We start from the raw sequence: 24,897 nt of genomic DNA on the forward strand, positions 1-24,897 counted from the left end.
AAGCCCCACATTGCTATAACATTACGATGGCTTCGCTGCCATTTTCATCTAATACTTCTTCAAGAGCAGGCCATATATCAAAAAATGGATAGGTTAGTTTCAATTTACCGCATTGCACATGATATGTAAGCTGTTGAACTCTTCGACGCTTGATTGAAATAGAAGGTAATGTATTTAAAAAAGCCATCATCTTATCTATAGTGATCTCACCATGATAAAGATGAGCACTTTCGGGCTTTATGATTGTTTTCATACCATTCCTTAACTCAATCGTTGTACACGAGAGACGCTCAACAAAGCTATAAAATGAAGTTTTATCAATCACATAACAATCTTTTTGATGGTAAATATCACCAAAAACTGAGGTTGTTATAATCATTTTATGTATACCTTTTGGTGTCCATTTTTTTGGTAATTTTAGGGCATCGCGAACCAAATCTAATTGATTTGAATAAAAGTCAGCATAGCGTGTTACTTGCTTTATCCAGGAAGAGTTAGCATGAAGTTCAGAACTATCTCCATGGATGTTTACTAGCGTTTGATAATAACGATTAAAATGTATAGGATGTCCGTTAGACTTCAATTCAATAAAAAACAAATGATCATCAATCAACATTGCACAGTCGCATTCATAATTTTTCCGTAATGAAAGTTGCTCTGCACAAAGCCCTGCATTTTTAAGCCGTTGAATAAACTGCCGCTCATGGCTTTTACCTTTATCCTGACTTGTGATATTTTTTGCGCTGAATAAAGAAAGTAAGGAGCGAGTCGCACAACTCATAGAAACAATTGAAGGTATCAAAAAAAGGCTATCGCCACAAGAAAGTAACGGACAATCGTTTATATCGAGTGCTTTATCATCAAATGTAAAATAATCGGTGACTAATGCAGCTATTGTCCAGGAAAGTCCTCCGTTAACAAAAAATCGAACCCATTCATCACGTGTATGACTTATAACCCAATCTTTAAGCTTTAGTCCTCCCGGAACTGTTTTTTTAAAACGATTATCCATCTCCTCTTTTGCTAATTCTATTAACATTTCGTATGCATGAATCCATGAATAAATATTCACCCCTCCATACTCAATATATAGATCCTCCGGGGACATATTTTCCATTTCACTAAAATAAGCGATTGAGAAAAAATCTCTTTTGTTTACCCATTCTGGAACAAAGGGTTTCATCTGTTCAACAAAATTAGGATTTTCTGTCAGGATCTGCTGAATTTCATAAAAGAGGCTGGTTCCACGCATAGAGAATCGCGAACGAGCTATCTCATAAGCTTTATATGCACAATGTTCATCTACAATTAAAGATGTGTTATTTAAATCTGAGTAGCTAAACTCTGCATTACAAAACCGAAAAAGGTCACTGATACGATTTAGAGAGTCAAAATCATCCCACTCTTTAAGCCAACTTCCAGTATTTTTAACCGCTAGCTCAGAACAATCGTGCTCAAGATCCAGAATATTTAGGTTTCGCAATTCTCTAAAAATATTGCCGGTATAACTAGATATTTGGTCAAAAATCATGCTAACTGATTTCATATCCTGAGGTGTAATATTTTCCGATAAAGGCAAACCATCAATTCTTATCACTACAGGGAATATATTATCCAGTCGTTCACTGGGAATATTTTTAAGCAAAGAACATATAATACCCATACTTATTTCAGAGAAAATTAAAAATGCATTAAGTTTGTAATCACCTCCTAAAATCTTATAATACCGTTTTTCCATCACTCTAATTCTTCGGAAGAAACTATTATATGCTAAATGAATGGTACGACACTCATTTTCGGTCTTTAAAATAAGATCGCGATGAACAGGAAAGTGTACTAAAAGTTGATAAATACATCGACCAAAATAAAGAGTATAATCTTCTTCAGACTGTTCGGAAAAGCGATTGTAATAAAGAGATGAAATTTTAAGAAGACTTAGAGCGTGTTTAATTTCAACTTTACCAATCCATTCTTTATAGAATTCATAAAAACTTTCAGCATCATCTGCCAATTTTTTTTATTGCGCGTACATCGTAATATAACATGTATTGCACCTTAATAATTAATTGCCATATAATCAGTATGTAATAAAACCACGTCAACCACAACGAATTAACTTCAAAAAATTAAACTTGATATTAGTCATAATGACTATAAGTGATTTCAAGCTAGAAATTGGCAATCAAGCCTGAGGTTGATAACTACCCATGTAAACTTAGCTTTCACTTAGCAAGGGTGATATGATTAGTATGCTTTTGAATTAGATAACACCATGATTTATGTTGTTTTTCTTTATTTTTTGCACTTAAGTTAGCATGAGTTCCTTTAATGCTTAATTGCATTATTACTCCGACAAAACCTGGCCTTCCATGTTGGTAACTCACGGAGAGTAATACTAACCTACTATAAAATTGATAGTGTAAGACTCCACAAGAGTTGCTATCTCTCTAAATCGAAAATTTAAAATAGTTCACTGGAGTATTAATTGTAAAATAAAGGGTAACCGGAGATATGTTTAATTAAGCTACTCGTCACTCCGGCGTCCCTTGAATCGAATAATTGCTAAGCCCCTTTCAACATATCAAACACCACGCGGGCAAAGCCCTTCGCCAGTTCAGGATTAGAGAGATATTGCACCATCATCTCCTGCTGGGCTTCGTTGCTGTCCATGACGGCATCATCAATCGCCTTCGGGAAATCACCCAGCATCGCCTGTTCGCGCGTATTGTTCGCGATCTGGGTCATCACCGCCTGGTTTTCTGACAGCTTGTCGCGCACCGCAAAGGCATAATTGATCATGTCTTTATCGGTCAGATTATCGGTGACAAAAAGCTCGTTCAGACGAGCCAGGATATTTGAAAGAAACTCCTCTTTCTTGTCCTTTGGTTTCGCCGTTCCGACATCATTACCCGGTTTGATTTTGTATTCTTCAGCATCCTCTTGCAGCTTCAGGTGCTGTTCGTGGAGTTTGGACAGGCGGTAATGGCTCATCTCCACATTGCTTAAATCAATTTCATCTTCTTCAATACGCTGTTCATGCAGTAACGGACGCAAATGGCGAGCAAAGAGACTCAGCTTTTCAAGGTTCTTGTCGTCATAATCGACGATTTGCGACATAAACTCGTAAAAGCGGACAAAGCTGCCGAGATCTTTCTTGAAGATATCCAGCTTACTTTTTTCTTTCTCGCAGTCCTTAAAGGTGTTTTCCGCATTGGTGATCAGCACAACATCGCCGGTTTTCTTAGTGCGTTCAAACATCTCTTTGGCCAGCACATAGGCATCAATCGCTGAGGTGTAACGATGCTTCCAGCGCTCTACTGCAGGTTTGCAGATATTGCTAATGGCCGCGTTGGATTTGTTTTTACTGAAGAACGCCTCACAGAACTGCTCCACTTCATTCCACAGGAAAATACCGCTGGTACGCAGCTTTTCATAAAGCTCAAAGACCAACTGCGGATCGCTGACATCCATCAGCTCTGCTGTCTGGTAGTACGGCTGGAAAGCCCCCAAGATCTCGTCAGGTTCGTTGTAAAAATCGAGCACAAAGGTGCCAGACTGCGCCTTCCCCGGATAGGTGCGGTTCAAACGCGACAGAGTCTGTACGCACTCCACGCCGCCCAACTTTTTATCCACATACATGGCGCATAGCTTAGGCTGATCAAAACCGGTCTGGAATTTGTTGGCCACCAGCATCACCTGGTAGTCGTCAGTATCAAACGCTGTACGCATATCCCGGCCTTTCAGTCCGGGGTTCATGTTTATCTCAGTGAATTTCTGGTTGAGCAGCGCAAGGCTGTTGTGGTCATCTTCATGAAATTCCACTTCCCCGGAAAACGCTACCATTGCGCTGATCTTGTCGTACTTTTGCTCAGCGATGTATTTATCGAATGCCAGTTTGTAACGCACCGCCGCTTTGCGGGAACTGGTCACCACCATCGCTTTTGCCTGGCCGGCCAGTAAGTGCATAACATGCTTGCGGAAGTGCTCAACAATCACCTTCACTTTCTGCGACACGTTATGATCGTGCAGCGACACCCACTGGTTCAGTTTGATCTTGGCTTTCTTGCTGTCCACTTCCCGATCAGGATCGTCCAGCTTTTGCAGCAGCTTATACGCCACCTTGTAGTTGGTGTAGTTCTTCAGCACATCAAGAATAAAGCCCTCTTCGATGGCCTGGCGCATAGAGTAAACGTGGAACGCTTCCGGTTTGTTCGTTTTCGATGCCGGTTCCTGCGGGTTAGGACGACGGCCAAACAGCTCCAGCGTTTTGGCTTTTGGCGTGGCGGTGAAGGCGTAATAGTTGAGGTTGTTACTGCCTTTACGCGCGGCGACGGTGGCGTCCAGAATATCTTCTGAAGACATCTCCACATCGTCATCCGCTTCTTCGGTCATCAGCACTTCTTTCAGCTGGCGCGCCGTAGAACCGCTCTGCGAGGAGTGCGCTTCATCGGCAATCACCGCATATTTACGCTGCTTGAGGCTGATGCTGTTTTCAATCGCCTTCAGGACAAACGGAAAAGTCTGGATGGTGACGATGATAATCGGCTGCGAGTTTTCCAGCGCGCTGGCCAGCTTCTCCGATTTAGAGCCATCGCCCTCTTTGTTATTAATACGCCCGACCACGCCATCCTGATGTTCGAACTGATAGATGGTGTCCTGCAGCTGATCGTCAAGTACGGTGCGGTCCGTCACCACAATCACCGAGTGGAACTGCTTTTCGCCATTCTCATCGTACAGGCGGGAAAGCTGATGTGCCGTCCAGGCGATAGAGTTCGATTTGCCCGACCCCGCACTGTGCTGAATCAGGTATTTATTTCCGGTGCCTTCCACTGTGGCGGCAGTGATCAGTTTGTTCACCACGTCCCACTGGTGATAGCGTGGGAAAATCAGGCTCTCGCTTTTGTACTTCAGGCCAATGGCATTTTCTTTTTCGACGATTTGCAGATGCACAAAACTGGCGAGAATTTTCAGCAGATTATCCGGCAGCAGCACCTCATTCCACAGGTAACTGGTGGCGTAGTCGTTGGCATCTTCCGGGATATCGTTCCCCGCACCGCCTTCATGGGTCCCTTTGTTAAACGGCAGGAAGAAGGTTTTATCACCATCCAGTTTGGTCGCCATAAACACTTCGTACTGGCTTACGGCAAAGTGCACCAGCGCGCCGCGCTTAAAGGTCAGCAGCGGCTCGGGTTTGTTGGTGCCTGGGTCCTTTGGCAAACGCGTTTTCTTATATTGCGTAATGGCATTTTGCACCGTCTGCTTAAATTCAGACTTCAGTTCGAAGGTAGCTATCGGCAGGCCATTGACGAACAGCACCAGGTCGATACGCCATTTCTTCGCCTTAACGCCGGTTTCTTCAAACGCGGTGTTTGACGCATGCGGGCTGTAAACCAGCTCCGGCACAATGCGACAGATATTCTGTTTGTAGCGCGTCAAAGTTTCCGGATTGAGGTTATGTTCCGGCTTAAACTGGCACAGGGAAAAACGCGCATTATGGCTTTTGATACCATGACGCAGCACGCCGAGCGTGCCGTAAGTGCGCGAAAGCATATCGGTAGCGTTGATATCCGCTTTTTTCAGTTGCGCCACTAGCGCATCGAGGAAATGACGCTCAGTATCGGTAGGGTAAATTTTGGCAAACTTCTCCCACTCCTGCGGCTGCGTGGTTTGCACAAAATTCACTGCATCCTGCGAATACAATGCACGTTCGCGATCGTAGCCGTCCGTTTTGCCACAAATCCAGCCTCTTGCCTCCATCTGAGCAATCATCTCATTCTGGAAAATCAGCTCTTTGGTGCTGTCCATGCTCATGCGGTGGCCTCCTGTGGCTCCTCAACGTCCTGCGTGTCAGGCGCAACCCAGTCGCGGACGTCGATTTTGCCGGTGACGGCGGCGGAGATAAGGGCGGTGCGACGTTCTTGGAGCAATTTTATGATTTCTGAAGACATCAATTCTAAACCAGAAAAGTAGGATAATTTTTCTTCTAAAAAACTTGTTATTTCTTGTTGTTCTTCAATTGATGGCAATAAGCAGTTAATAGATAAGTAATCATCTTTAGCAATATTTTGCATACTGCTACTGGCGCCCTCTGCTCCCAAAGATATTTGAGTACGAAAGCCTTGAGTTGTCATAAAATGAGCCAAATAAGCAGGAATTAGCTTAAACTTAGGATTGAAATTTGTTTGCCATAAACGATCTGGCAAATAAATATTTTCCACGTCAACATCCACTAAGGCACTTGCGCCAACCAGATCAGGAGTATTCATGCGGCTAATAATTATACTTCCTTTTCGAACAGGGCATTTTATGCGGTGTAGATCTTCTGATACAACAGTCTTATTTTCATTGGCCCTAAAACTACGAGTATAAACACAGCTAGTTTTTAGAACAGCTACTTCACCTTGCTGAGCAGGAATATCAGCAGCATTCACACTGCACCCTGACTCTAAAGATGATATTAAGTGTTTAAGGCGAAGCACATCCCAATGCTTCGGCACTTCCCCCAACCATTCAACACCAGAATCTTTCATCGTCACATCAGGGTTTAGCCCTTTGGTGACGACATGGCTAATCACTGCCTGACGTTTTTCTTTCAGTAGTTCAATCAGTTGCTGTTGCTTCTCGATCAGGTTGTCGATTTTTGCGGTTTCGTAACCGAGAAAGGTAGTTATATTTCTCTGTTCTACCCTCGATGGAATAACCGATTTATAAGGTGAAATTTGCTGTGTCGAGAGCTGGCCAATAGCTGAACTCTCAACTTTGAAATCTATTACAGAGTTAATAAAATAAGAGTAAAACTTACACTCAAGCTGTTTCAGCGGAGCCAGTACAAGCAATCTAATTATTGCATCATATGCATGATTTCTATAAACGGCGAAGCCAACATCTCCACGACCGCTTACAGTTATAGTATTGCTTTGATAATTAGCCTTTTTGGTATACCCATATACTGCGAATTCATCATTAGCATTTGTATAAATAGGATAAGGGTACTCATCCGAACAAACCTCGCTAAAGAGATTTTGTTGCACATCCCCGCCTGCTTTAATGCTAAACAACTTTGATAATGATGCAACTTCCCAGTGGGATGGAATTTTACCGATCCACTCAACCCCAGAATCCTTATACACCGGATACGCCTTATACTTAGCCATCAGGAATGTACCTCCTGCAGCAGCTTCATAATCTCGGCGCTGACCGCGTCCAGGTCGGCATCGATCTCTTCCAACGGGCGCGGTGGTTGATAGACGTAAAAATGGCGGTTAAACGGAATTTCATAACCCACAATCCCCACCTCGCCATCTTTCGCATCACGCTTATCAGCGTTGATCCACGCGTCATTCACGTGCGGTAGTACTTCAGACTCGAAATGGTTTTCAATCAGGTCGCTGGTGGATACCGCCGGGTTCAGCGGCACGTTCTCGTTATCACGCAGCTCGCCGTCCTGCTCAAACTCCACCACTTTGCCTTTGTATTCAAACGCACCGTACAGCGGCTGAGCGGCTTCTTTCAGCACCTTCTTTACCACTGGCTCAGCATCCGGGTTTTTCCTGGTGATTGCATCGATAAACTGCTTGTTCTCTTTCGCATCCAGCTTCACGCCAGCCGTTTTGATGGCCCCTTTCAGGGTCAGTTGGAACTGGTTAAAGTCATTGCTTACCAGCGTCTTGCCACCCGCCTGCGAACCCAGAGCCGTCTGAATCTGCTGCGCTTTTTCCATCAAGGCGCGCTGTGCCAGCCACAGCTTGCTGTCGAGCAGGTCTTTAATCTGCTTCTCTTTCAACTCGGCAAATTCAGCTTTGATAATGGCGCGCGCTTCGGCTTCCAGTTCGGAGAAATCACCATAGCTATCTTCCTGCCATTGGGCTGCGAACTCTTCACACAGACGTTCCATCGGCGCGTTAAACGGCTTCGGTGCAAAGCGCAGAGTCGCAATCGCTTCATCCGTGACTTGAGCGGATAAACGCAGCGGGCGTTCAATGGTCAGGCGGCGATAGCCAAAGTCGGTGCTGTTAAAGATTTTACTGGCGAAGGTTTTCGGCGCTTCGGTTTTGGCGGTGGCTGGCTGACGACCACGGCTGGATTTTTGCTCGGCGACTTTTTCCAGACCCAGTTCTTCCAGAGTTGTGGCATCTACCACCTTAAAATCACCGAAGGTCTGGGTGATCAGTTTGATATCATCTTCGCCCATCAGGTTGCGCTTGGACCCCAGCGATTTACGCATTTTTCCGCACAGGTTGGTGCCATCAATCAGCTGTACTTTGCCTTTACGCTCAGGTGCTTTCTTGTTGGAGAGGATCCAGACGTAGGTGGCAATGCCGGTGTTGTAGAACATGTCCGTTGGCAGCGCGACGATACCTTCCAGCAAATCGGCTTCCAGAATGTAGCGGCGGATTTCGCTCTCACCGCTGCCCGCACCACCGGTAAACAGTGGCGAACCGTTAAGGATAATCCCGATGCGCCCGCCGTTGCTCACGGTGCCATCCACGTTGTGGTTATCGCGCATTTTGCTGATCAGGTGCATCAGGAACAGCAGCGAGCCATCGGATACACGCGGCAGGCCCGGGCCGAATCGACCGTTAAAGCCTTTCTGCGTATGTTCGTCGTTAATCTCGCCCTCAATCTTCTTCCAGTCCACGCCAAACGGCGGGTTAGAGAGCATGTAGTCGAACTGGTCCAGCGGCAGCTGGTCGTTAGAGAGAGTGTTACCCAGCTTAATGCGGCTGACGTCCTGACCTTTGATCAACATGTCGGCTTTACAGATTGCGTAGGATTCCGGGTTCAGCTCCTGACCAAAGGCACGCATCACCGCCTTGGGGTTCAACTCGTGCACATATTCCATGCCTGAAGAGAGAAAGCCGCCGGTCCCGGCAGTCGGATCATAAATGGTGCGGATGATACCGGGCTGCGTCAGGGCTTCATCATCTTCCATAAACACCAGTGAAGTGGTCAGACGCACGATATCGCGTGGGGTGAAGTGCTCACCGGCGGTCTCGTTAGAGCTCTCCGCGAAACGACGGATAAGCTCTTCAAACACCAGGCCCATTTCATAGTTGGAAATCGCTTTCGGGCTGAGATCGGTGGTAGCGAATTTCTTCACCACTTTGAACAGCAGGTTGGCATCTTCCAGCAGGCCGACAAACTCACTGAATTTGAAGTGCTCGAAGATTTCACGCGCGTCCGGAGAGAACGCCTGTACGTAGCTTTCAAGGTTAGCTTTGATGTCGTTCTGGCCCATCTTGCCCAGGTCCATCTTCGAGGTGTTGAAGAAGGAGAGCCCGCTGGCGCGCAGCAGAAACTTCTCTTTGGCATCTTCCGGCAGCGGGCTGGTTTTTAATTCATCATATTTCGCCGCAACCGCGTCTTTGGTCTCCGCCAACACACATTCAAGGCGGCGCAGCAGCGTAAAGGGAAGGATCACGCGCCCGTACTGAGACTGTTTAAAATCACCGCGCAGCAAATCAGCCACCGACCAGATAAACGCAGCCGTTTGAGAAAAGTTAGTGTTAGTCATGAAACCCTCGGGGAGATCGCAGCCATAATGCAAATGTGCACAGGCAAATATTCATTTTTGGAATCCAGTGCGCAAAATCATACCCGCGATAAAGGCTATCGCAAACGATACAGGGCAAAGAAATGAACAATGATATTGAATAACTGATTATCAGCAGAGTGAGTAATGTGGATTCTGCTTGCTGTTCATGAAGGAAAATAATTGGGTGGATATGGAATTTCAGACACAAAAAAAAGCCGCCCTTAAGCGACTTTCATTTGCATCGTTTGGTGCCGAAGGCCGGACTCGAACCGGCACGTATTTCTACGGTTGATTTTGAATCAACTGCGTCTACCGATTTCGCCACTTCGGCACTGAAGGGGATGCGGAAACGTTGTGGATTATACCTGTCGCGCGCCGCCATGCAAGCGACGACGCGCTAAACCCGCGCTAAGTGCCCAAAAAACCAGCGCCCTTCGTCACTCCAGCTCAGACACCGCCAGCCGAATCACCCCCGCCGCCTTCTGCTCCGGCAGCGCCAGCACCTTCGCCCACATGTCCTGCACCATATCGCAGGAGAGCTTCTCCTTGCCCACCGCCTTCTCCGGCATCTGCAACAGCTGGATGTCCTCGCCGTACTTATCGGCTAGTTGTTTCATAATCGGCCGCACATCTTCGACTGCCGCCTCGCGTTCGGCCGGGGTCACGGTGTGGCGGTTTTTGCCGTAGGCCGCGCGCATCATGTCGGCGTCGGCCTGCATTCGCCGCGTCATCAGGTCTTTATCCAGCATGCGCATCGGATTCACGCCGCCCTTCACCATCGGGTAGAGGAAGCGGAAGCAGGCGTCGTCGCTCACCTTCTGGATGGCGGCAGTCTGCTCCATGTTGATGGTCATGTAGTTCACCACGTTGGCGTCCGGCGCGTTTTGCAGGCGCGACATCTGCAAATGCAGGATCTGCGGCTGGATGGTGTCGATAATCTGCTGCTCCGGCTCGCCCGCTTTTTGCAGGGCTGCCATCTGGTCGAGGATGCGCTGATGCAGCGCGGGCTCCTGCTCCTTAATCACCTGCCAGGCAGGCATCGCGTTAAGGGTGGTATCAATCTGCGCTTCCGGAGGGCGTTGCCTGTCAAAGAACACCCAGAACGCCACGGCGGCGGCCGCGACAATAACAACGACCGTACTGATCCACGTTTTTTTCATCTCGCATCCTTATCCTTGAGTTGTGCCGGTTTACACCGGCACGCCGCTGTGGAAGCGAAACTCGTGGTCCGGTGTCGAGATAAGTGTGGCTTCAATTTCGCCAAAAAGCTGTATGCGCGGTGAGATATCGTCGTCGCTCACCTGCTGGGCCAGCGTCAGGTAGTCCTGATAATGGCGCGCTTCCGAGCGCAGCAGCGAGAGATAGAACTTCTGTAAGTCATCGTCGAGGAACGGGGCCAGCGCGGCGAAGCGTTCGCAGGAACGGGCTTCGATGTAGGCGCCGCAGATGAGCTTGTCGATCAGCGTCAGCGGTTCGTGGGTGCGCACTTCCTTCAGCATCCCTTTGGCGTAGCGGCTGGCGGTGATTTTGACGTACGGAATATCGCGGGCCAGCATCGCCTCACGCACCTGCCAGAAGTGGTGCAGCTCCTCTTTAATCAGCAGCACCATGCTGTCGATGAGCGTCTGGCCCCACGGGTCGTCGGTTTTGGGCATCACGCTTTTGCCAATCTGCCTGTGCAGGGCGATGAAGTCCGGCTCCGGGCCGTCGCGGAAGGTGAACTGTTCGTAGGGTTTGAGCCAGTCGAGCAGCGCGTCGGCACCGCTTTCGTCGGCGACGTATTTACGCACCAGCAGCAGCGCGGTCTGGGCGGCCTTGAGCTCGCACACCATGTGGTCGGTGAGCAGCAGCGGCAGGTTCGCCGGGTCGCGGGCTTTATCAATCCATGCTTGCGGGGTCGGGCACTGGAGGAAGTTAAGTACGGGGGCGAGTATCTGCGGGTAATCCATGGTTCTGCCTTGAAAAAGCGGTGGCGCGCGCCACCGCCTGAAACGCTTAGTGACGCACGCCGTCGTCGTCTTCGTCGACGTAATCTTCGTCGTCGCCTTCTTCGCCGTCTTCACCGTTCGGATCTTCGAAGTAGGTTCCCCAGCCGTCGTACTCCACTTCAAACTTCTCGGCCAGGTTCATCAGCTGTTCTACCTGCGCGTCGATCAGCTCCGCCTTCAGCGCGCCTTCGCTCAGGATGTCGCAGCAGATGACGGTGTCGCCCTCTTCCACTTCCAGCTCTTCCGGCTCGGTCACTTCGTAACCCAGCTTGAAGGCTTCCACGGCCATTTTTTCCAGCGCTTCAAAGTCGTCCGCAGAGAAATGGTGTTCGATGGTGTACAGCGCGTCCGGATCGCTACCGTCTTCCAGCAGTTCTTCAATAATCAGACGCGTCTCTTCGCGTTGCTCTTCCAGTAATTCCGGGTTTGCCATGGGTCAATCCTCTTTAAAGTGCGGCAGATACTTCTATTTTCACACACGGACGGGTTTGCCTCCACCTTTGTTGGAAAGATTTGTGAAACGGGGTTGCAAATGAATAATTACACATATAAAGTGAATTTTAATTCAATAAGTGGCGTTCGCCATGCGAGGATAAAATGTCTGATCTGTACAAGAAACACTTTCTGAAATTGCTCGATTTTACCCCTGCACAGTTCACTTCTCTGCTGACCCTTGCCGCACAGCTCAAAGCCGATAAAAAAAATGGCAAGGAAGTACAAAAGCTTACCGGTAAAAACATCGCGCTCATCTTCGAAAAAGACTCGACCCGTACACGTTGCTCTTTCGAAGTTGCCGCATTTGACCAGGGCGCGCGCGTTACCTATTTAGGGCCGAGCGGCAGCCAGATTGGGCATAAAGAGTCAATTAAGGATACCGCACGGGTGCTCGGGCGGATGTACGACGGCATTCAGTACCGCGGCCACGGCCAGGAAGTCGTCGAGACGCTGGCGCAGTATGCTGGCGTGCCGGTGTGGAACGGGCTGACCAACGAGTTCCACCCAACGCAGCTGCTGGCTGACCTGCTGACCATGCAGGAGTACCTGCCGGGCAAGGCGTTTAACGAGATGACGCTGGTCTACGCGGGCGACGCGCGCAACAACATGGGCAACTCGATGCTGGAAGCGGCGGCGCTGACCGGGCTGGATCTACGCCTGGTGGCCCCGAAGGCCTGTTGGCCGGAAGAGAGCCTGGTGGCAGAGTGCAGCGCGCTGGCGGAAAAGCACGGCGGGAAAATCACCCTGACGGAAGACGTGGCGGCGGGCGTGAAGGGCGCGGACTTTATCTATACCGACGTGTGGGTGTCGATGGGCGAAGCCAAAGAGAAGTGGGCGGAGCGAATTGCGCTGCTGCGTGGGTATCAGGTAAACGCGCAGATGATGGCGCTGACCGGCAACCCGGACGTGAAGTTCCTGCACTGTTTGCCGGCGTTCCACGACGACCAGACCACGCTCGGCAAGCAGATGGCGAAGGAGTTCGATCTGCACGGCGGGATGGAGGTAACGGACGAGGTGTTTGAGTCGGCGGCGAGCATCGTGTTTGACCAGGCGGAAAACCGGATGCATACGATTAAGGCGGTGATGGTGGCGACGCTTGGGGGTTGAGTCCTCTGCGCGTTGGTGCCCTCACCCCGGCCCTCTCCCACAGGGAGAGGGAGAAAACCCAGCCCGTAGGCCCGTGCAAGCGCAGCGCCGCCGGGCAAATCAGGCGACGATGCGGCTGATGTCCTTTCTCCCACAACCCGCTCTACTCAATTGATTTTTCACCCCGAAAAAGGTACGTTTTCGCCTTAATTCCAGCGTGGACATACCAGCATTATGCCGATTATTCAGTCTGTTGAACGTGCGTTGCAGATCCTCGACCTGTTCAACGAGCAGGCCACCGAGCTTAAGATCACCGACATCAGCAAACTGATGGGGCTGAGCAAGAGTACCCTCCACTCGCTGCTGAAAACCCTCCAGCTTCACGGCTATATCGATCAGAACCCGGAGAACGGTAAGTATCGCCTCGGCATGAAGCTGGTCGAACGCGGGCATTTTGTCGTGGGCTCTATCGATATTCGTCAGAAGGCGAAAGGCTGGCTGACGGAGCTGTCCCGGCGAACCGGGCAGACTACCCATCTGGGGATCCTGGACGGGCGTGAAGGGGTCTATATCGAGAAGATTGAAGGCAAGCTCGCTGCCATCGCCTATTCGCGCATCGGCCGCCGCCTGCCGGTTCACGCCACCGCCATCGGCAAAGTGTTGATTGCCTGGCTGGGCGAGGCCGAGCTGAACGCCCTGCTGGAGGGCTATCAGTACACCACCTATACCCCTTCTACCCTTGCCTCTCGCGAAGCCTTAATGAGTGCCCTGGCGCAGACCCGCGAGCAGGGCTATGCCCTGGATAGCGAAGAGAACGAGCAGGGCGTGCGCTGCGTGGCGGTGCCGGTGTGGAACCACGAGTCCCGCGTGATTGCCGCCCTGAGCCTGTCGACGCTGACCTCCCGCGTGGACGACGCCGAGCTGGCTAATTTCCGCGAGCAGCTTCAGCAGGCCGGGCTCCAGCTCTCACGCGCGCTGGGCTACCCGGCCTGAGCCGTCAGGCCGGCTCGTAGGTGAAGTAGTCGAAGTCCGCGTGGCAGCCATCGCCGCTGATGTCCTCGCAGTGCAGCCCCACAAACGCGCCGGTGAAGAAGCCGCGCCCGCCGATATAGTCGTCCGACAGCTTCCACGCCTCATACGTTACCGGCACGGCGTGCCACGTCTCGCCGTCGAACGAGTAGCTGTAGCGGTAGACCAGCCTATCCACATCCACCCGCAGCCAGACGCTCTCAGCCTGTTCCGGCACCGGAATCGGCTGCTCGTGCAGCGGCCACGACGGCACGTTGTGGTCAAGCTGGATCACCTTAATCGTTCTGCCCTGCCCCTCCTCGTAATCCACAAAGCAGTAGCTCCAGTTTTTGCTGTTGTAGTAGCAGGTCAGCCCCGCGCTCTGCTGGAAGTGGACCGGCGAGAACTGCATCCGCGTCTCGGCCCGGAAGATGAAGTGCTGCCAGCGGCGCGCCACGGTCGACTGGGTAAAGGTCGAGTTGAGCGAGTCGTTGCCGTAGAGCCGTAAATAGCCGGGGCGCGCGGTGAGCGAGCCGAGGGTGTCGTCGAACGGAATGCGCAGAGTCTGTAATTCAGGGTCAAGCGTGCTGCCGTCGAAATCATCCCGCCAGCTACCCTGAGCGGCGCCAGGCTGCTCCGCCACCTGCGGGCCTTTCACGGTCAGCTGCGCGTGCTTGCCGCCTTCCACGTACGGCCAGCCATCGCGCCATTCAATGCGGGCAATGCCGGTCTCGCGCCCCAGCGGACAGTAGCCGCGTCCGCCAGAGGCCAGCAGCGGCACGCCGGGCAGGCGCAGCGGGCGGCTGGTAAGGTAGGCCATATACCACTCCCCGGTGTGGGTTTGCAGCAGCGAGCCGTGGCCGCTCTTTTGCAGCGGGTTCTCCGGCAGGTGCCAGCTGGTCATCATCGTCACGTCCGGGTGAAGCTCGTACGGCCCGTCGATGGTTTTTGCACGCAGCACCACGACGGCGTGCTCGTAGCTGGTGCCGCCTTCGGCAACCATCAGGTAGTACCATCCCGCGTGCCGATAAAGATGCGCCCCTTCGGTGTAGCAGAGCGGCGTGCCGGTAAACAGCGTTTTGCGCTCGGGCGAGAGGGTGCCGGTCTGCGGGTCAAACTCCTGCATCACGATGGTGTTGTGCGGGTTGCTGTGATGGCGCGGCCCCCACGGGCGGTAGAGGTAGTATTTGCGGCCATCGTCGTCGTGGAACAGGGACGGATCGAACCCGCCGTTGCCCATCGGGATCGGCTCGCTCCATGGCCCCTCAATGGACGGCGCGGTGACGAGGAAGTTGCGGCCATTTTTCCACGGCGAGTCGACAATCTTCACGTCGGTATAGAGCAGCCAGAATTTGCCGTCGGCGTAGCTCAGGCACGGCGCCCAGATACCGCCGGAGTCCGGGTTGCCCTTCATATCCAGCATCGACACGCGGTCCAGCGGCGTGCTGACCAGCGTCCAGTTTTTCAGGTCGCGGGAGTGATAGATGCGCACGCCCGGGAACCACTCGAAGGTCGAGGTGGCGATGTAGTAGTCCTCGCCCTGGCGGCACAGGGACGGGTCCGGGTTGAAGCCGGTGAGTATCGGGTTAGTGATTTCCATGTTGCCTCCGGTTAATGGGATGCGGCTGTCGCGGCGTCGGGAATGGCCTCGCCCTGCGCCGCGCGGTGCTTGATCAGCTGCTGGCTGATGGCCTCCACGCGGGCGTCGGTGAGCTTATAAAACGACAGCATGATGAACATGCCCGCATAGAGCACCACGGGCACCACGCAGAACAGAATTTTGATGGTGGTGAGCACCTCGACCGGCTGCACGCTGCTGCTGGCGGAGTAGTTCACGTACGCCAGGATCCAGCCCACCACTGCCCCGCCAATCGCCAGGCCAATCTTCAGGCTGAACAGGTAGGTGGAGAACACCAGCCCGTCCAGGCGTCGCCCGCTGCGGCTCTCCTCGTAATCCACCACGTCAGAGGCCATCAGCCATTGCAGCGGCGTGGTGGTGTTAAAGACGAACAGGAACAGGATGTTGAGGGCGAAAATCAGGGCAATATGCTCCGCCGGCGTGAAGAAGATCAGCAGGCTAATCAGAGAGTAAGCGACAATGATCCACTTAAAGGCGGTGACGCGGTCGAAGCGGCCCAGCAGACGAGACGAGCAGAGAGAGCCGAACATGGTGGCGAGGCTGCCGTAGAGTAAAAACTGGGTCGCCATCTCCGGGTGATCCATCACGTATTTCACGAAGTAGAGCGTCGCCCCGCCGCGCACCACGTTGGAGCAGGTCGCCATCATCTTGAAGGCGCACATGATCCGCCACTGGCCGTTGCCCAGCAGCAGCTTAAGATCTTTCGCCACCGACGAACCTGGCTGCACCTCAAAGGTGTAGCGCTCTTTGGTGGTGAAGAAGCAGACATAAAGCAGGGCCACGCCGCTCAGACCCAGCACGCACATGGCGCCGAAATAGCCCACCTGCTCGTTCCCTTTGCCGATGATGCTGACCAGCGGCAACGCGATGCCGCTGATGGCGAGCGACCCCGCGGCGGCGAGGAAGAAACGCCAGGACTGAAGGGCATGACGCTCTTTCGGGTCGGCGGTGATCACCCCCGGCATGGCACAGTACGGGACGTTAACGAAGGTGTAGACCAGAGTCAGCAGAATGTAGGTCACGCAGGCGTAGATGATTTTGCCCTGCGCGGAGAAGTCCGGCGTGTAGAAGGTCAGCATGCAGACGATGCCAAACGGGATGGCGCCCCACAGCAGGAACGGGCGGAACTGGCCGTAGCGGGTGCGGGTGCGGTCTACCAGCAGCCCCATCAGCGGATCGGTCACGGCGTCGAGCACGCGGGAAACTAAAAACAGCGTCCCCATTATGCCCGCGGAGAGACCGAACACGTCGGTGTAGAAATAGGCCAGCAGGAACATCGTGGCCTGCCAGACGAAGCCGCAGGCGGTATCACCCAGCCCGTAGCCAATTTTGTCTTTCATGGTTAATTGCGTCATCAGAATTACACCCTTATGTAGTGTGCTGAATTACAACATTGTGTTACTGGAGTGTAATGAGATGCTCAATTAACCAGCAATGGTCATATCTTATTTCTGAATTACGTTATTTCGCTTTTGTGACGCTAACGATATATCACAAGTCATTGTTTAAATTATCAAATTAAAGACAAGCAAAAACCGCCCGCGGAATATTTTCCGCAGACGACTTTCTCTCAGAAAATAATTAAATGCCGAGTGCTTTTTTACCGGCGTTAATTACCTCAATGATTTTATCGGTGTCATAAATACAGCCTTTCCAGGTGCCGCCACTCACGGACTGTAATGCCGCCCACAGCCGGGTATCGTCCGGCAAAAAGTCGTGAGCGTGCAGGTCCGGGTGCGTCTGCCGCCGCGCCAGCTCGCGCGCGCCCTCTTCCGGCGTCAGCGGGTTGTCCGCGGTACCGATGAAGTTCACGCTACCGGTCAGAGTCAGGCGGTCCACGGCAATCTCAATGATGTCGTTATCGCGCAGCTTACCAATCGGCCCTCCCGCCAGCGCCTCCGGCGATACGTGGCCGAAGCAGGCCCCCGTCGACACGCCCGAGAAGCGCGCATCGGTGATTAACGACACCGTCTTGCCCCACGAGATATGCTTCAGCGCGGAGGTAAGCTGGTAGGTCTCTTCCATGCCGGTGCCGGACGGGCCACCGCCGATCACCACCATGATATCGCCCTGCTTAATCTCTTCCCGCTTGATGGCCCTGATCGCCTGCGCCTCCGAGACAAACACCCGCACCCGGCCAGTGTGGCGGTAAACGCCATCTTCACCCACCACCGACGGGTCGATCGCCGTGGCCTTGATCACCGATCCTTCCGGCGCGATGTTGCCCGTCGGGAAGCAGACCGTCGAGGTCAGCCCTTTCGCTTTTGCCTTCTCCGGCGGCAGGATCACGTCATCCGGCTCCACGCCGTCCTGCTCGCGCAGGCACTGGCGGAAGCGCTTACGGCGCTCCGAGCTCTGCCACCAGTCGAGGTTCTCGCCCACTGTCTGGCCAGTGACGGTCATGGCGTCCAGATTCAACAGGCCGAGATCGCGCAGGTGGAGCATCACCTCCGGCACGCCGCCCGCGAGGAAGGCGCGCACGGTCGGGTGATAGTCCGGGCCGTTGGGCAGCACGCTTACCAGGCGAGGCACCCTGCGGTTGACGCGCGTCCAGTGTTCAACGTCCGGGATCGTGCAGCCCGCCGCGTGGGCGATGGCTGGAATGTGCAGCAGTAAATTAGTGGAGCCGCCGAACGCCGCGTGGATCACCATCGCGTTTTCGATGGCTTTGTCGGTGAGGATATCGCGCGTGGTGATGCCACGGTTATCCAGTTCACTGACCGCGCGTGCCGACTGGCGGGCGATCTCCAGCCACACCGCCTGCCCGGACGGCGCCAGTGCAGAGTGCGGCAGCGCCAGACCCAGCGCCTCCGCCACTACCTGCGAGGTGCCCGCCGTACCGAGGAACTGACACCCGCCGCCCGGCGACGCGCAGGCGCGACAGCCCAGCTCGGCGGCCTCCTGCAAGGAGAGCTCATGGTTGGCGAAGCGCGCGCCGATGGTCTGCACTTTGCCCGCATCTTCCCCCACGGTGGGCGGCAGCGTCGCCCCGCCCGGCACCAGAATGGTCGGCAGATCGTGCATGGAAGCCAGCGCAATCATGGTGGCGGGCAGCCCTTTATCGCAGGTTGCCACGCCGATCACCGCCCGGCGCGTCGGCAGGGAGCGGATCAGGCGGCGAAACACGATCGCCGCGTCGTTGCGGTACGGCAGGGAGTCGAACATGCCGTGCGTGCCCTGCGAGCGACCGTCGCACGGATCGCTGACGAAGGCGGCGAACGGGATCCCGCCGTTGCGGGTGATCTCCTTCGCCGCCGCCTGCATCTGCATGCCGATCTCCCAGTGTCCGGTGTGGTAGCCCAGCGCGACCGGGCGTCCGTCTCCGGCGCGGATGCCGCCCTGGGTGCCGATGATCAGCACCTCTTTGCCGGTGAGCTTGTTGGCATCCCAGCCCATCCCGGCGTTCTGCGTCATACCGAACAGGTTGCCGCTGGGGGATTCCATCAGCATCTGCGGGGTCAGCGGCAGCGTGCCCTGCGGCCCCGCCGCGTGGGTGATCACCGCATAAAACGCATCGTCCTGTGGGGTGAAAATTTTCTCAATGGTCATCGTTATCGTCCGGCTCAGCAGAGTTTGAGCTGTTGTAACAGGGTTTTCAGCTGCGCCTTGCGCGGCTCGTCCAGCGGCGAGGCTGGCGGCAGGACGTGCGTAGAAATCGGACGACCGCAGAGCACGATCGCCTCTTTAATGACGTTCACAAACGGCGTATCCAGCTGATACATCTGCGGGATTTGCAGCAGGGTCTGATGATACTCAGCCGCTTTCGCCACGTCGTTATCCCGCCAGGCTTTCAGAAGATTTACCGACACCTGTGGGGCAAAGTTGCCGCTGGCCGAGATCGCCCCGTCGCCGCCGAGCAGCAGGGTATTAAACAGATGATCGTCGTAGCCGCACAGCACCGTGAAATGAGGATGGGCGCCTTTAACGGTGTGGATCATGCTGCGCAGGTGGGCGACGGAATCGATGGTGTCTTTGATGCCGACGATGTTACTGCGCGATTCGGCCAGGGTTTTCACCAGCGCCGGGGTCAGATCCTGCCCGGTCAGCGCCGGGAAGTTATAGAGCATCACCGGCAGCGTGACGCTGTCGGCCACCTGCTCGAAATAGCGGATCAGGTTCGCTTCCGACACTTTCCAGTAGTAAGGGTTGATCACCACGATGCCGTCCGCGCCCGCCTGCTGCGCGTGCTGGCTCAGCTCAATGGTTTCCCGGGCGTTGGTGCCGCCGGTGCCGATCAGAACCGGCACGCGACGATCGACATGATCGATCGCAAACCGAGCAATGGTTTTACGCTCTTCGGCGCTGAGCTGGGAGAACTCGCCGCCGCTGCCCAGGAAGAACAGGCCGTCGACGCCCGCAGCAATCAGATCGTCGATCAGCGCGGCGGTACCCGGTTTATCGAGCTGGCCATCGGCGGTAAAAATGGTGGAGACAGGGGGAATGATACCCGTGAACAACGCGGACTGCGGCATGAGATCTCCTTGTTGAAACATTTTGTTCTACATTATAGAACGGCGTTCATTAATTTAACGATCATACTATGACGCAGAAAAAGCGCAGGTAAATGGGAAGGGATGAGGGAGTGCGGGAAGTTTAAGCTGGATCACATTATGCGTGGGTGCGGTCTGGTGCCCTCACCCTAACCCTCTCCCAAGGGGAGAGGGAACTTTTACACCCTCTCCCCTTGGGAGAGGGCCGGGGTGAGGGGTTACTCTACCAGCATCTTCACCACAACCTTACGCACCTGCGCCGGCGCTCCCGCCGCGCACAGCGGCTTATGCACTTCGCCCGGCCAGAACACTACAAAATCCCCTTCGCTCAGCACCACGGTTTTCTCCTGCTCGCCTTCCGGCAGGAACGCGATGTCTTTGTCCGCCAGCCAGTCGGTGTCCGGCGTACCGTGCGGCAGGGTACTGAAGGTCATCCCTTCCTGACCTCTTAGCACAATCTGAATATCCAGATAGCGTGCATGGTATTCAGCGCGACGCTCGGCGAACGGCTGGGTCATGTCCTCCGAAACCAGATAAAACAGGCTGTTGCCATTGATGTCGTGCTTACCGGTCGGCGTTGCGTCGGTGACGTGGGCCTTAACGTGCTCAATGGCCTGGCGCAGCTCTTCTGGCAACCAGGACTGGAGATGATGAATATTGCCAATAATCATGATACAACCCTCAGATTAAAACATTGTTTCATTTTTATGTTTTATACGAGAATTGCCTCTTCCATACCAGCCCTTTTTTGACAAGATTTGCGTCAGCGCATGTTTATCGGGAAATGTGTTAATCCACTGTTAATTGCACACAGGCATTTATGCAGTGGTTATGCATAACCTCATTTCATGCACTTTGCACATAGGATCTAACTCACTGAATTTAAAACATAACCCACAAAACCTGTTGGTGTATCACACTTTACCACTTTGGTTATTTCCTTTAAAAATCCATAATTATTTATTGATTTCTCTTAAGTGAAAAATAGTTAACTGTCATTATTGCATAGCTATTCCCGTGACAACATTTTATCCATTAAAATCAACAACATAACCAAATATTTCAAAGCGTGTGATTCTACAAAATAATAACAACTTCAAATATTGCCACCCGTTCCTGCTTAGCTATTCATCCCTTAATAATATGAAATTAATCATTATCTGATACGAATCATGCAATTGAAAATAAACTGTTCAATATCGGTTTTCGCGTGAGCAATGTCACAATAACCATTATTTAAGCGCCTACTATAAATCACGAAATCAATTGAGCTTAGCCGCCATGAAATTAAACACATCACATGGCGCATGCCCTTTTTATTCTGAAAAAAAGTTAAAGGAATAATTATGGAAAAGCATTACGTCGGTTCTGAAATTGGTCAATTGCGTAGCGTTATGCTGCACCGTCCTAATTTAAGTCTGAAACGGTTAACCCCCTCAAACTGTCAGGAGCTGCTATTTGATGACGTGCTCTCGGTTGAACGGGCGGGTGAAGAGCATGACATCTTCGCAAACACGCTGCGCGAGCAGGGTGTGGAAGTCCTGCTGTTGACCGACCTTCTTACGCAAACGCTTGATATTGCTGAAGCAAAAGCCTGGCTTCTTGAAACACAAATCTCCGACTATCGCCTGGGACCAACCTTTGCCGCCGACGTGCGCGGCTGGCTGGCGGATATGCCGCACCGGGAACTGGCGCGCAGATTAAGCGGCGGATTAACCTACGGTGAAATTCCGGCAGCCATTAAAAATATGGTGGTCGATACCCACACGGCGAATGATTTTATTATGAAGCCGCTGCCGAACCACTTATTTACCCGCGATACCTCCTGCTGGATTTATAACGGCGTCTCCATTAATCCGATGGCGAAACCCGCCCGCCAGCGTGAAACCAATAACCTGCGGGCAATATATCGCTGGCACCCCGCATTTGCCGACGGCGAGTTTATTAAGTATTTCGGCGACGAGAATATTAATTACGACCACGCCACCTTAGAAGGCGGCGACGTATTAGTGATTGGTCGCGGGGCGGTACTGATCGGCATGTCCGAGCGCACGACGCCGCAGGGCGTGGAGTTCCTCGCCAACAGTCTGTTTAAACATCGCCAGGCCGAGCGCGTGATTGCCGTTGAGCTGCCGAAACACCGCTCCTGCATGCACCTCGACACCGTGATGACCCACATCGACGTAGACACCTTCTCCGTTTACCCGGAAGTGGTGCGCAAGGACGCCCAATGCTGGACGCTCACCCCGGACGGACGCGGCGGCCTGCTGCGCACCCAGGAAACCGACCTGCTGCACGCCATCGAGAAAGCCCTCGGCATTAACCACGTCCGCCTGATCACCACCGGCGGCGACGCCTTTGAAGCCGAACGCGAGCAGTGGAACGACGCTAACAACGTCCTGACCATCCGCCCGGGCGTGGTGATCGGCTACGAGCGCAACGTCTGGACCAACGAGAAGTACGACAAAGCGGGCATCACCGTGCTGCCGATCCCGGGCGACGAGCTGGGACGCGGTCGCGGCGGCGCGCGCTGCATGAGCTGCCCACTGGAACGCGACGGAATTTAAAGGAGCCATCATGGAACGAAAACCCACTCTGGTTGTGGCCCTTGGCGGCAACGCGCTGCTCAAGCGCGGCGAGCCGCTTGAAGCGGACATCCAGCGCCAGAACATCGAGCAGGCCGCCCGCACCATCGCCGGCTTAACGGAGCAGTGGCGCGTGGTGCTGGTGCACGGCAACGGCCCGCAGGTCGGACTGCTGGCGCTGCAAAACAGCGCCTACGACAAAGTCACTCCCTACCCGCTGGACGTTCTTGGCGCCGAAAGCCAGGGAATGATCGGCTACATGCTCCAGCAGGCGCTGAAAAACAATCTGCCCCAGCGCGAGGTCAGCGTCCTGCTCACGCAGGTGGAAGTGGACGCCGCCGACCCGGCCTTCAGTAACCCGACCAAGTACATCGGCCCGGTCTACAGCGAAGCCCAGGCTAAAGCGCTGGCCGCAGAGAAAGGCTGGGTGTTTAAGGCCGACGGCAGCTACTTCCGCCGCGTGGTGCCGTCGCCGCAGCCGAAGCGCATCGTCGAGAGCGACGCCATCACGGCGCTGATTCAGCGCGACCACCTGGTGATCTGCAACGGCGGCGGTGGCGTGCCGGTAGTGGAAAACGCCAACGGCTATCGCGGGATCGAGGCGGTGATCGACAAAGACCTCTCCGCCGCCCTGCTGGCGCGCCAGATCGAGGCCGATGCCCTGCTGATCCTCACCGATGCCGACGCGGTGTATCTCGACTGGGGCAAGCCAACCCAGCGTCCGCTGGCGCAGGTGACGCCGGAGCTGCTCAGAGATATGCAGTTTGACGCGGGATCGATGGGGCCGAAAGTGGCCGCCTGCCGCGAGTTTGTTGAGGCCTGCGGCGGCATTGCCGGGATCGGCGCGCTGGCCGACGGCGCGGAGATCCTGGCGGGCGAGAAAGGCACGTTGATTCGTAACTGAGTCGTTTTCCCCTCACCCTAACCCTCTCCCAAAGGGAGAGGGAATGTACGCCCCCTCTCCCTTTGGGAGAGGGCCGGGGTGAGGGCATCAGACAGCTAAATTTTAAAAAGGATTTCCCCATGACCATTAACCTGAAAAACCGCAACTTCCTGAAACTGCTGGACTACACCCCGGCGGAGATCCAGTACCTGATCGATCTCGCCATCGAGCTGAAGGCCGCCAAAAAAGCCGGATGCGAAAAACAAACCCTGGTCGGGAAAAACATCGCCCTGATCTTTGAAAAAACCTCCACCCGCACCCGCTGCGCCTTCGAAGTGGGTGCGTTCGACCAGGGCGCGCAGGTCACCTACCTCGGCCCAAGCGGATCGCAGATTGGCCACAAAGAGTCGATGAAGGACACCGCGCGCGTGCTGGGCCGGATGTATGACGGCATCGAGTATCGCGGCTACGGCCAGGCCATCGTTGAAGAGCTGGGCGAGTACGCGGGCGTGCCGGTGTGGAACGGCCTGACCGACGAGTTCCACCCGACCCAAATCCTCGCCGACCTGATGACCATGCTGGAGCACTCTCCGGGCAAAACCCTGCCGGAGCTGAGCTTTGCTTATCTCGGCGACGCGCGGAACAACATGGGTAATTCGCTAATGGTCGGCGCGGCCAAAATGGGGATGGATATCCGCCTTGTGGCGCCGAAATCCTTCTGGCCGGAGGCGGGCCTGGTTGAGCAGTGCCGCGCCATCGCCAAAGAGACCGGCGCGCGCATCACCCTCACCGACGACGTGGAGGAAGGCGTGCAGGGCACCGATTTCCTCTACACCGACGTGTGGGTTTCCATGGGTGAGCCGAAGGAGGCCTGGGCCGAGCGCGTCAGCCTGATGAAGCCATATCAGATTAACGCGGACGTGATGAAGGCCACCGGTAACCCGAACGTCAAGTTCATGCACTGCCTGCCAGCGTTCCACAACGAGCACACCAAAGTGGGCCGCGAAATCGAAATGGCGTACGGCCTGAAGGGACTGGAAGTGACGGAAGAGGTCTTCGAATCACCGAACTCCATCGTCTTCGACGAAGCAGAGAACCGCATGCACACCATTAAAGCGGTCATGGTGGCGACACTCGGCGACTAATCACCGCCCGGCGCGCCGCGGGGTGCGCCGGGTTCAGGAGAAC

The 24,897-nt window shown here is 53.8% G+C and carries 18 protein-coding genes and 1 tRNA gene; 6 read left to right on the forward strand and 13 right to left on the reverse strand.

Annotated features, from left to right (window positions below; genetic code table 11):
* Nucleotides 1–13 precede the first annotated feature (13 nt).
* From SK58_RS21190 to rraB, 8 genes are all read right to left on the reverse strand, one after another.
* On the reverse strand, nucleotides 14–2,011 hold the full coding sequence (locus tag SK58_RS21190; RefSeq protein ID WP_156175012.1) for a hypothetical protein: 1,998 nt from the start codon (nucleotides 2,009–2,011) through the stop codon (nucleotides 14–16).
* Nucleotides 2,012–2,562: 551 nt separating this feature from the next.
* The gene (locus SK58_RS21195) at nucleotides 2,563–5,811 is read right to left on the reverse strand and encodes a type I restriction endonuclease subunit R (RefSeq protein WP_047735137.1); all 3,249 of its coding nucleotides are present in this window, start codon (nucleotides 5,809–5,811) and stop codon (nucleotides 2,563–2,565) included.
* The gene (locus SK58_RS21200; protein ID WP_047735138.1) at nucleotides 5,808–7,154 is read right to left on the reverse strand and encodes a restriction endonuclease subunit S; all 1,347 of its coding nucleotides are present in this window, start codon (nucleotides 7,152–7,154) and stop codon (nucleotides 5,808–5,810) included. The genes SK58_RS21195 and SK58_RS21200 overlap by 4 nt, the downstream gene beginning before the upstream one ends.
* The gene (locus SK58_RS21205; protein ID WP_047735139.1) at nucleotides 7,154–9,514 is read right to left on the reverse strand and encodes a type I restriction-modification system subunit M; all 2,361 of its coding nucleotides are present in this window, start codon (nucleotides 9,512–9,514) and stop codon (nucleotides 7,154–7,156) included. The genes SK58_RS21200 and SK58_RS21205 overlap by 1 nt, the downstream gene beginning before the upstream one ends.
* A 267-nt stretch (nucleotides 9,515–9,781) precedes the next feature.
* Nucleotides 9,782–9,866, reverse strand: a tRNA-Leu gene (locus SK58_RS21210).
* A gap of 106 nt (nucleotides 9,867–9,972) precedes the next feature.
* Nucleotides 9,973–10,695: a hypothetical protein gene (locus SK58_RS21215; RefSeq protein ID WP_047732905.1), complete on the reverse strand. Its 723-nt coding sequence runs from the start codon at nucleotides 10,693–10,695 to the stop codon at nucleotides 9,973–9,975.
* 30 nt (nucleotides 10,696–10,725) lie between these two features.
* Nucleotides 10,726–11,484, reverse strand: coding sequence for a tRNA isopentenyl-2-thiomethyl-A-37 hydroxylase MiaE (miaE, locus tag SK58_RS21220; protein ID WP_047732909.1), 759 nt, complete (start codon nucleotides 11,482–11,484; stop codon nucleotides 10,726–10,728).
* A 46-nt stretch (nucleotides 11,485–11,530) separates the two neighbouring features.
* Entirely contained in the window at nucleotides 11,531–11,956 is a 426-nt protein-coding gene (gene rraB / locus SK58_RS21225; protein WP_017694625.1) for a ribonuclease E inhibitor RraB, read from the reverse strand.
* Nucleotides 11,957–12,055: 99 nt separating this feature from the next.
* Here rraB and SK58_RS23150 point away from each other — a divergent pair, with 99 nt between their 5' ends.
* The 3 genes from SK58_RS23150 (at nucleotide 12,056) to xynR (ending at nucleotide 14,097) form a co-directional block, all read left to right on the forward strand.
* Nucleotides 12,056–12,151, forward strand: coding sequence for a putative translational regulatory protein ArgL (locus tag SK58_RS23150; RefSeq protein WP_213083700.1), 96 nt, complete (start codon nucleotides 12,056–12,058; stop codon nucleotides 12,149–12,151).
* Nucleotides 12,121–13,125, forward strand: a complete 1,005-nt coding sequence (gene argF / locus SK58_RS21230) for an ornithine carbamoyltransferase (protein WP_045330295.1) — start codon at nucleotides 12,121–12,123, stop codon at nucleotides 13,123–13,125. Before SK58_RS23150 ends, argF (SK58_RS21230) begins: the two co-directional genes overlap by 31 nt.
* A gap of 213 nt (nucleotides 13,126–13,338) precedes the next feature.
* Nucleotides 13,339–14,097 carry a DNA-binding transcriptional repressor XynR gene (xynR, locus tag SK58_RS21235; protein ID WP_045330298.1) on the forward strand — a complete coding sequence of 253 codons (759 nt, stop codon included), beginning with the start codon at nucleotides 13,339–13,341 and terminating at the stop codon, nucleotides 14,095–14,097.
* A 4-nt stretch (nucleotides 14,098–14,101) separates the two neighbouring features.
* On the opposite strand, the gene SK58_RS21240 is transcribed toward xynR, so the two are convergent.
* The 5 genes from SK58_RS21240 to SK58_RS21260 form a co-directional block, all read right to left on the reverse strand.
* Complete coding sequence (locus SK58_RS21240; protein WP_048220404.1) at nucleotides 14,102–15,712, reverse strand: glycoside hydrolase family 43 protein; 1,611 nt, start codon at nucleotides 15,710–15,712, stop codon at nucleotides 14,102–14,104.
* Between the two features lie 11 nt (nucleotides 15,713–15,723).
* Nucleotides 15,724–17,106, reverse strand: a complete 1,383-nt coding sequence (locus SK58_RS21245; protein WP_045339568.1) for an MFS transporter — start codon at nucleotides 17,104–17,106, stop codon at nucleotides 15,724–15,726.
* Nucleotides 17,107–17,332: 226 nt separating this feature from the next.
* Nucleotides 17,333–19,300, reverse strand: a complete 1,968-nt coding sequence (gene yagF, locus SK58_RS21250) for a xylonate dehydratase YagF (protein ID WP_023302992.1) — start codon at nucleotides 19,298–19,300, stop codon at nucleotides 17,333–17,335.
* Between the two features lie 14 nt (nucleotides 19,301–19,314).
* Nucleotides 19,315–20,223: a 2-keto-3-deoxygluconate aldolase gene (yagE, locus tag SK58_RS21255; protein WP_048220405.1), complete on the reverse strand. Its 909-nt coding sequence runs from the start codon at nucleotides 20,221–20,223 to the stop codon at nucleotides 19,315–19,317.
* 236 nt (nucleotides 20,224–20,459) lie between these two features.
* Nucleotides 20,460–20,912 (reverse strand): YhcH/YjgK/YiaL family protein, encoded by a 453-nt coding sequence (locus SK58_RS21260; protein ID WP_023302990.1) that lies wholly within the window; start codon nucleotides 20,910–20,912, stop codon nucleotides 20,460–20,462.
* 675 nt (nucleotides 20,913–21,587) lie between these two features.
* Here SK58_RS21260 and arcA point away from each other — a divergent pair.
* From arcA to argF (SK58_RS21275), 3 genes are all read left to right on the forward strand, one after another.
* A complete protein-coding gene (gene arcA, locus SK58_RS21265; RefSeq protein ID WP_015572525.1) occupies nucleotides 21,588–22,808 on the forward strand; it encodes an arginine deiminase in 1,221 nt (406 codons plus the stop codon).
* Between the two features lie 10 nt (nucleotides 22,809–22,818).
* Complete coding sequence (locus SK58_RS21270; RefSeq protein ID WP_048220406.1) at nucleotides 22,819–23,730, forward strand: carbamate kinase; 912 nt, start codon at nucleotides 22,819–22,821, stop codon at nucleotides 23,728–23,730.
* Between the two features lie 119 nt (nucleotides 23,731–23,849).
* The gene (gene argF, locus SK58_RS21275; RefSeq protein WP_017694634.1) at nucleotides 23,850–24,854 is read left to right on the forward strand and encodes an ornithine carbamoyltransferase; all 1,005 of its coding nucleotides are present in this window, start codon (nucleotides 23,850–23,852) and stop codon (nucleotides 24,852–24,854) included.
* The last annotated feature ends 43 nt before the right edge of the window (nucleotides 24,855–24,897 follow it).

Origin of the sequence: Enterobacter sp. BIDMC93, assembly GCF_001037805.1 — a bacterium.
Taxonomy (GTDB): Bacteria; Pseudomonadota; Gammaproteobacteria; order Enterobacterales; family Enterobacteriaceae; genus Enterobacter; species Enterobacter hormaechei_C.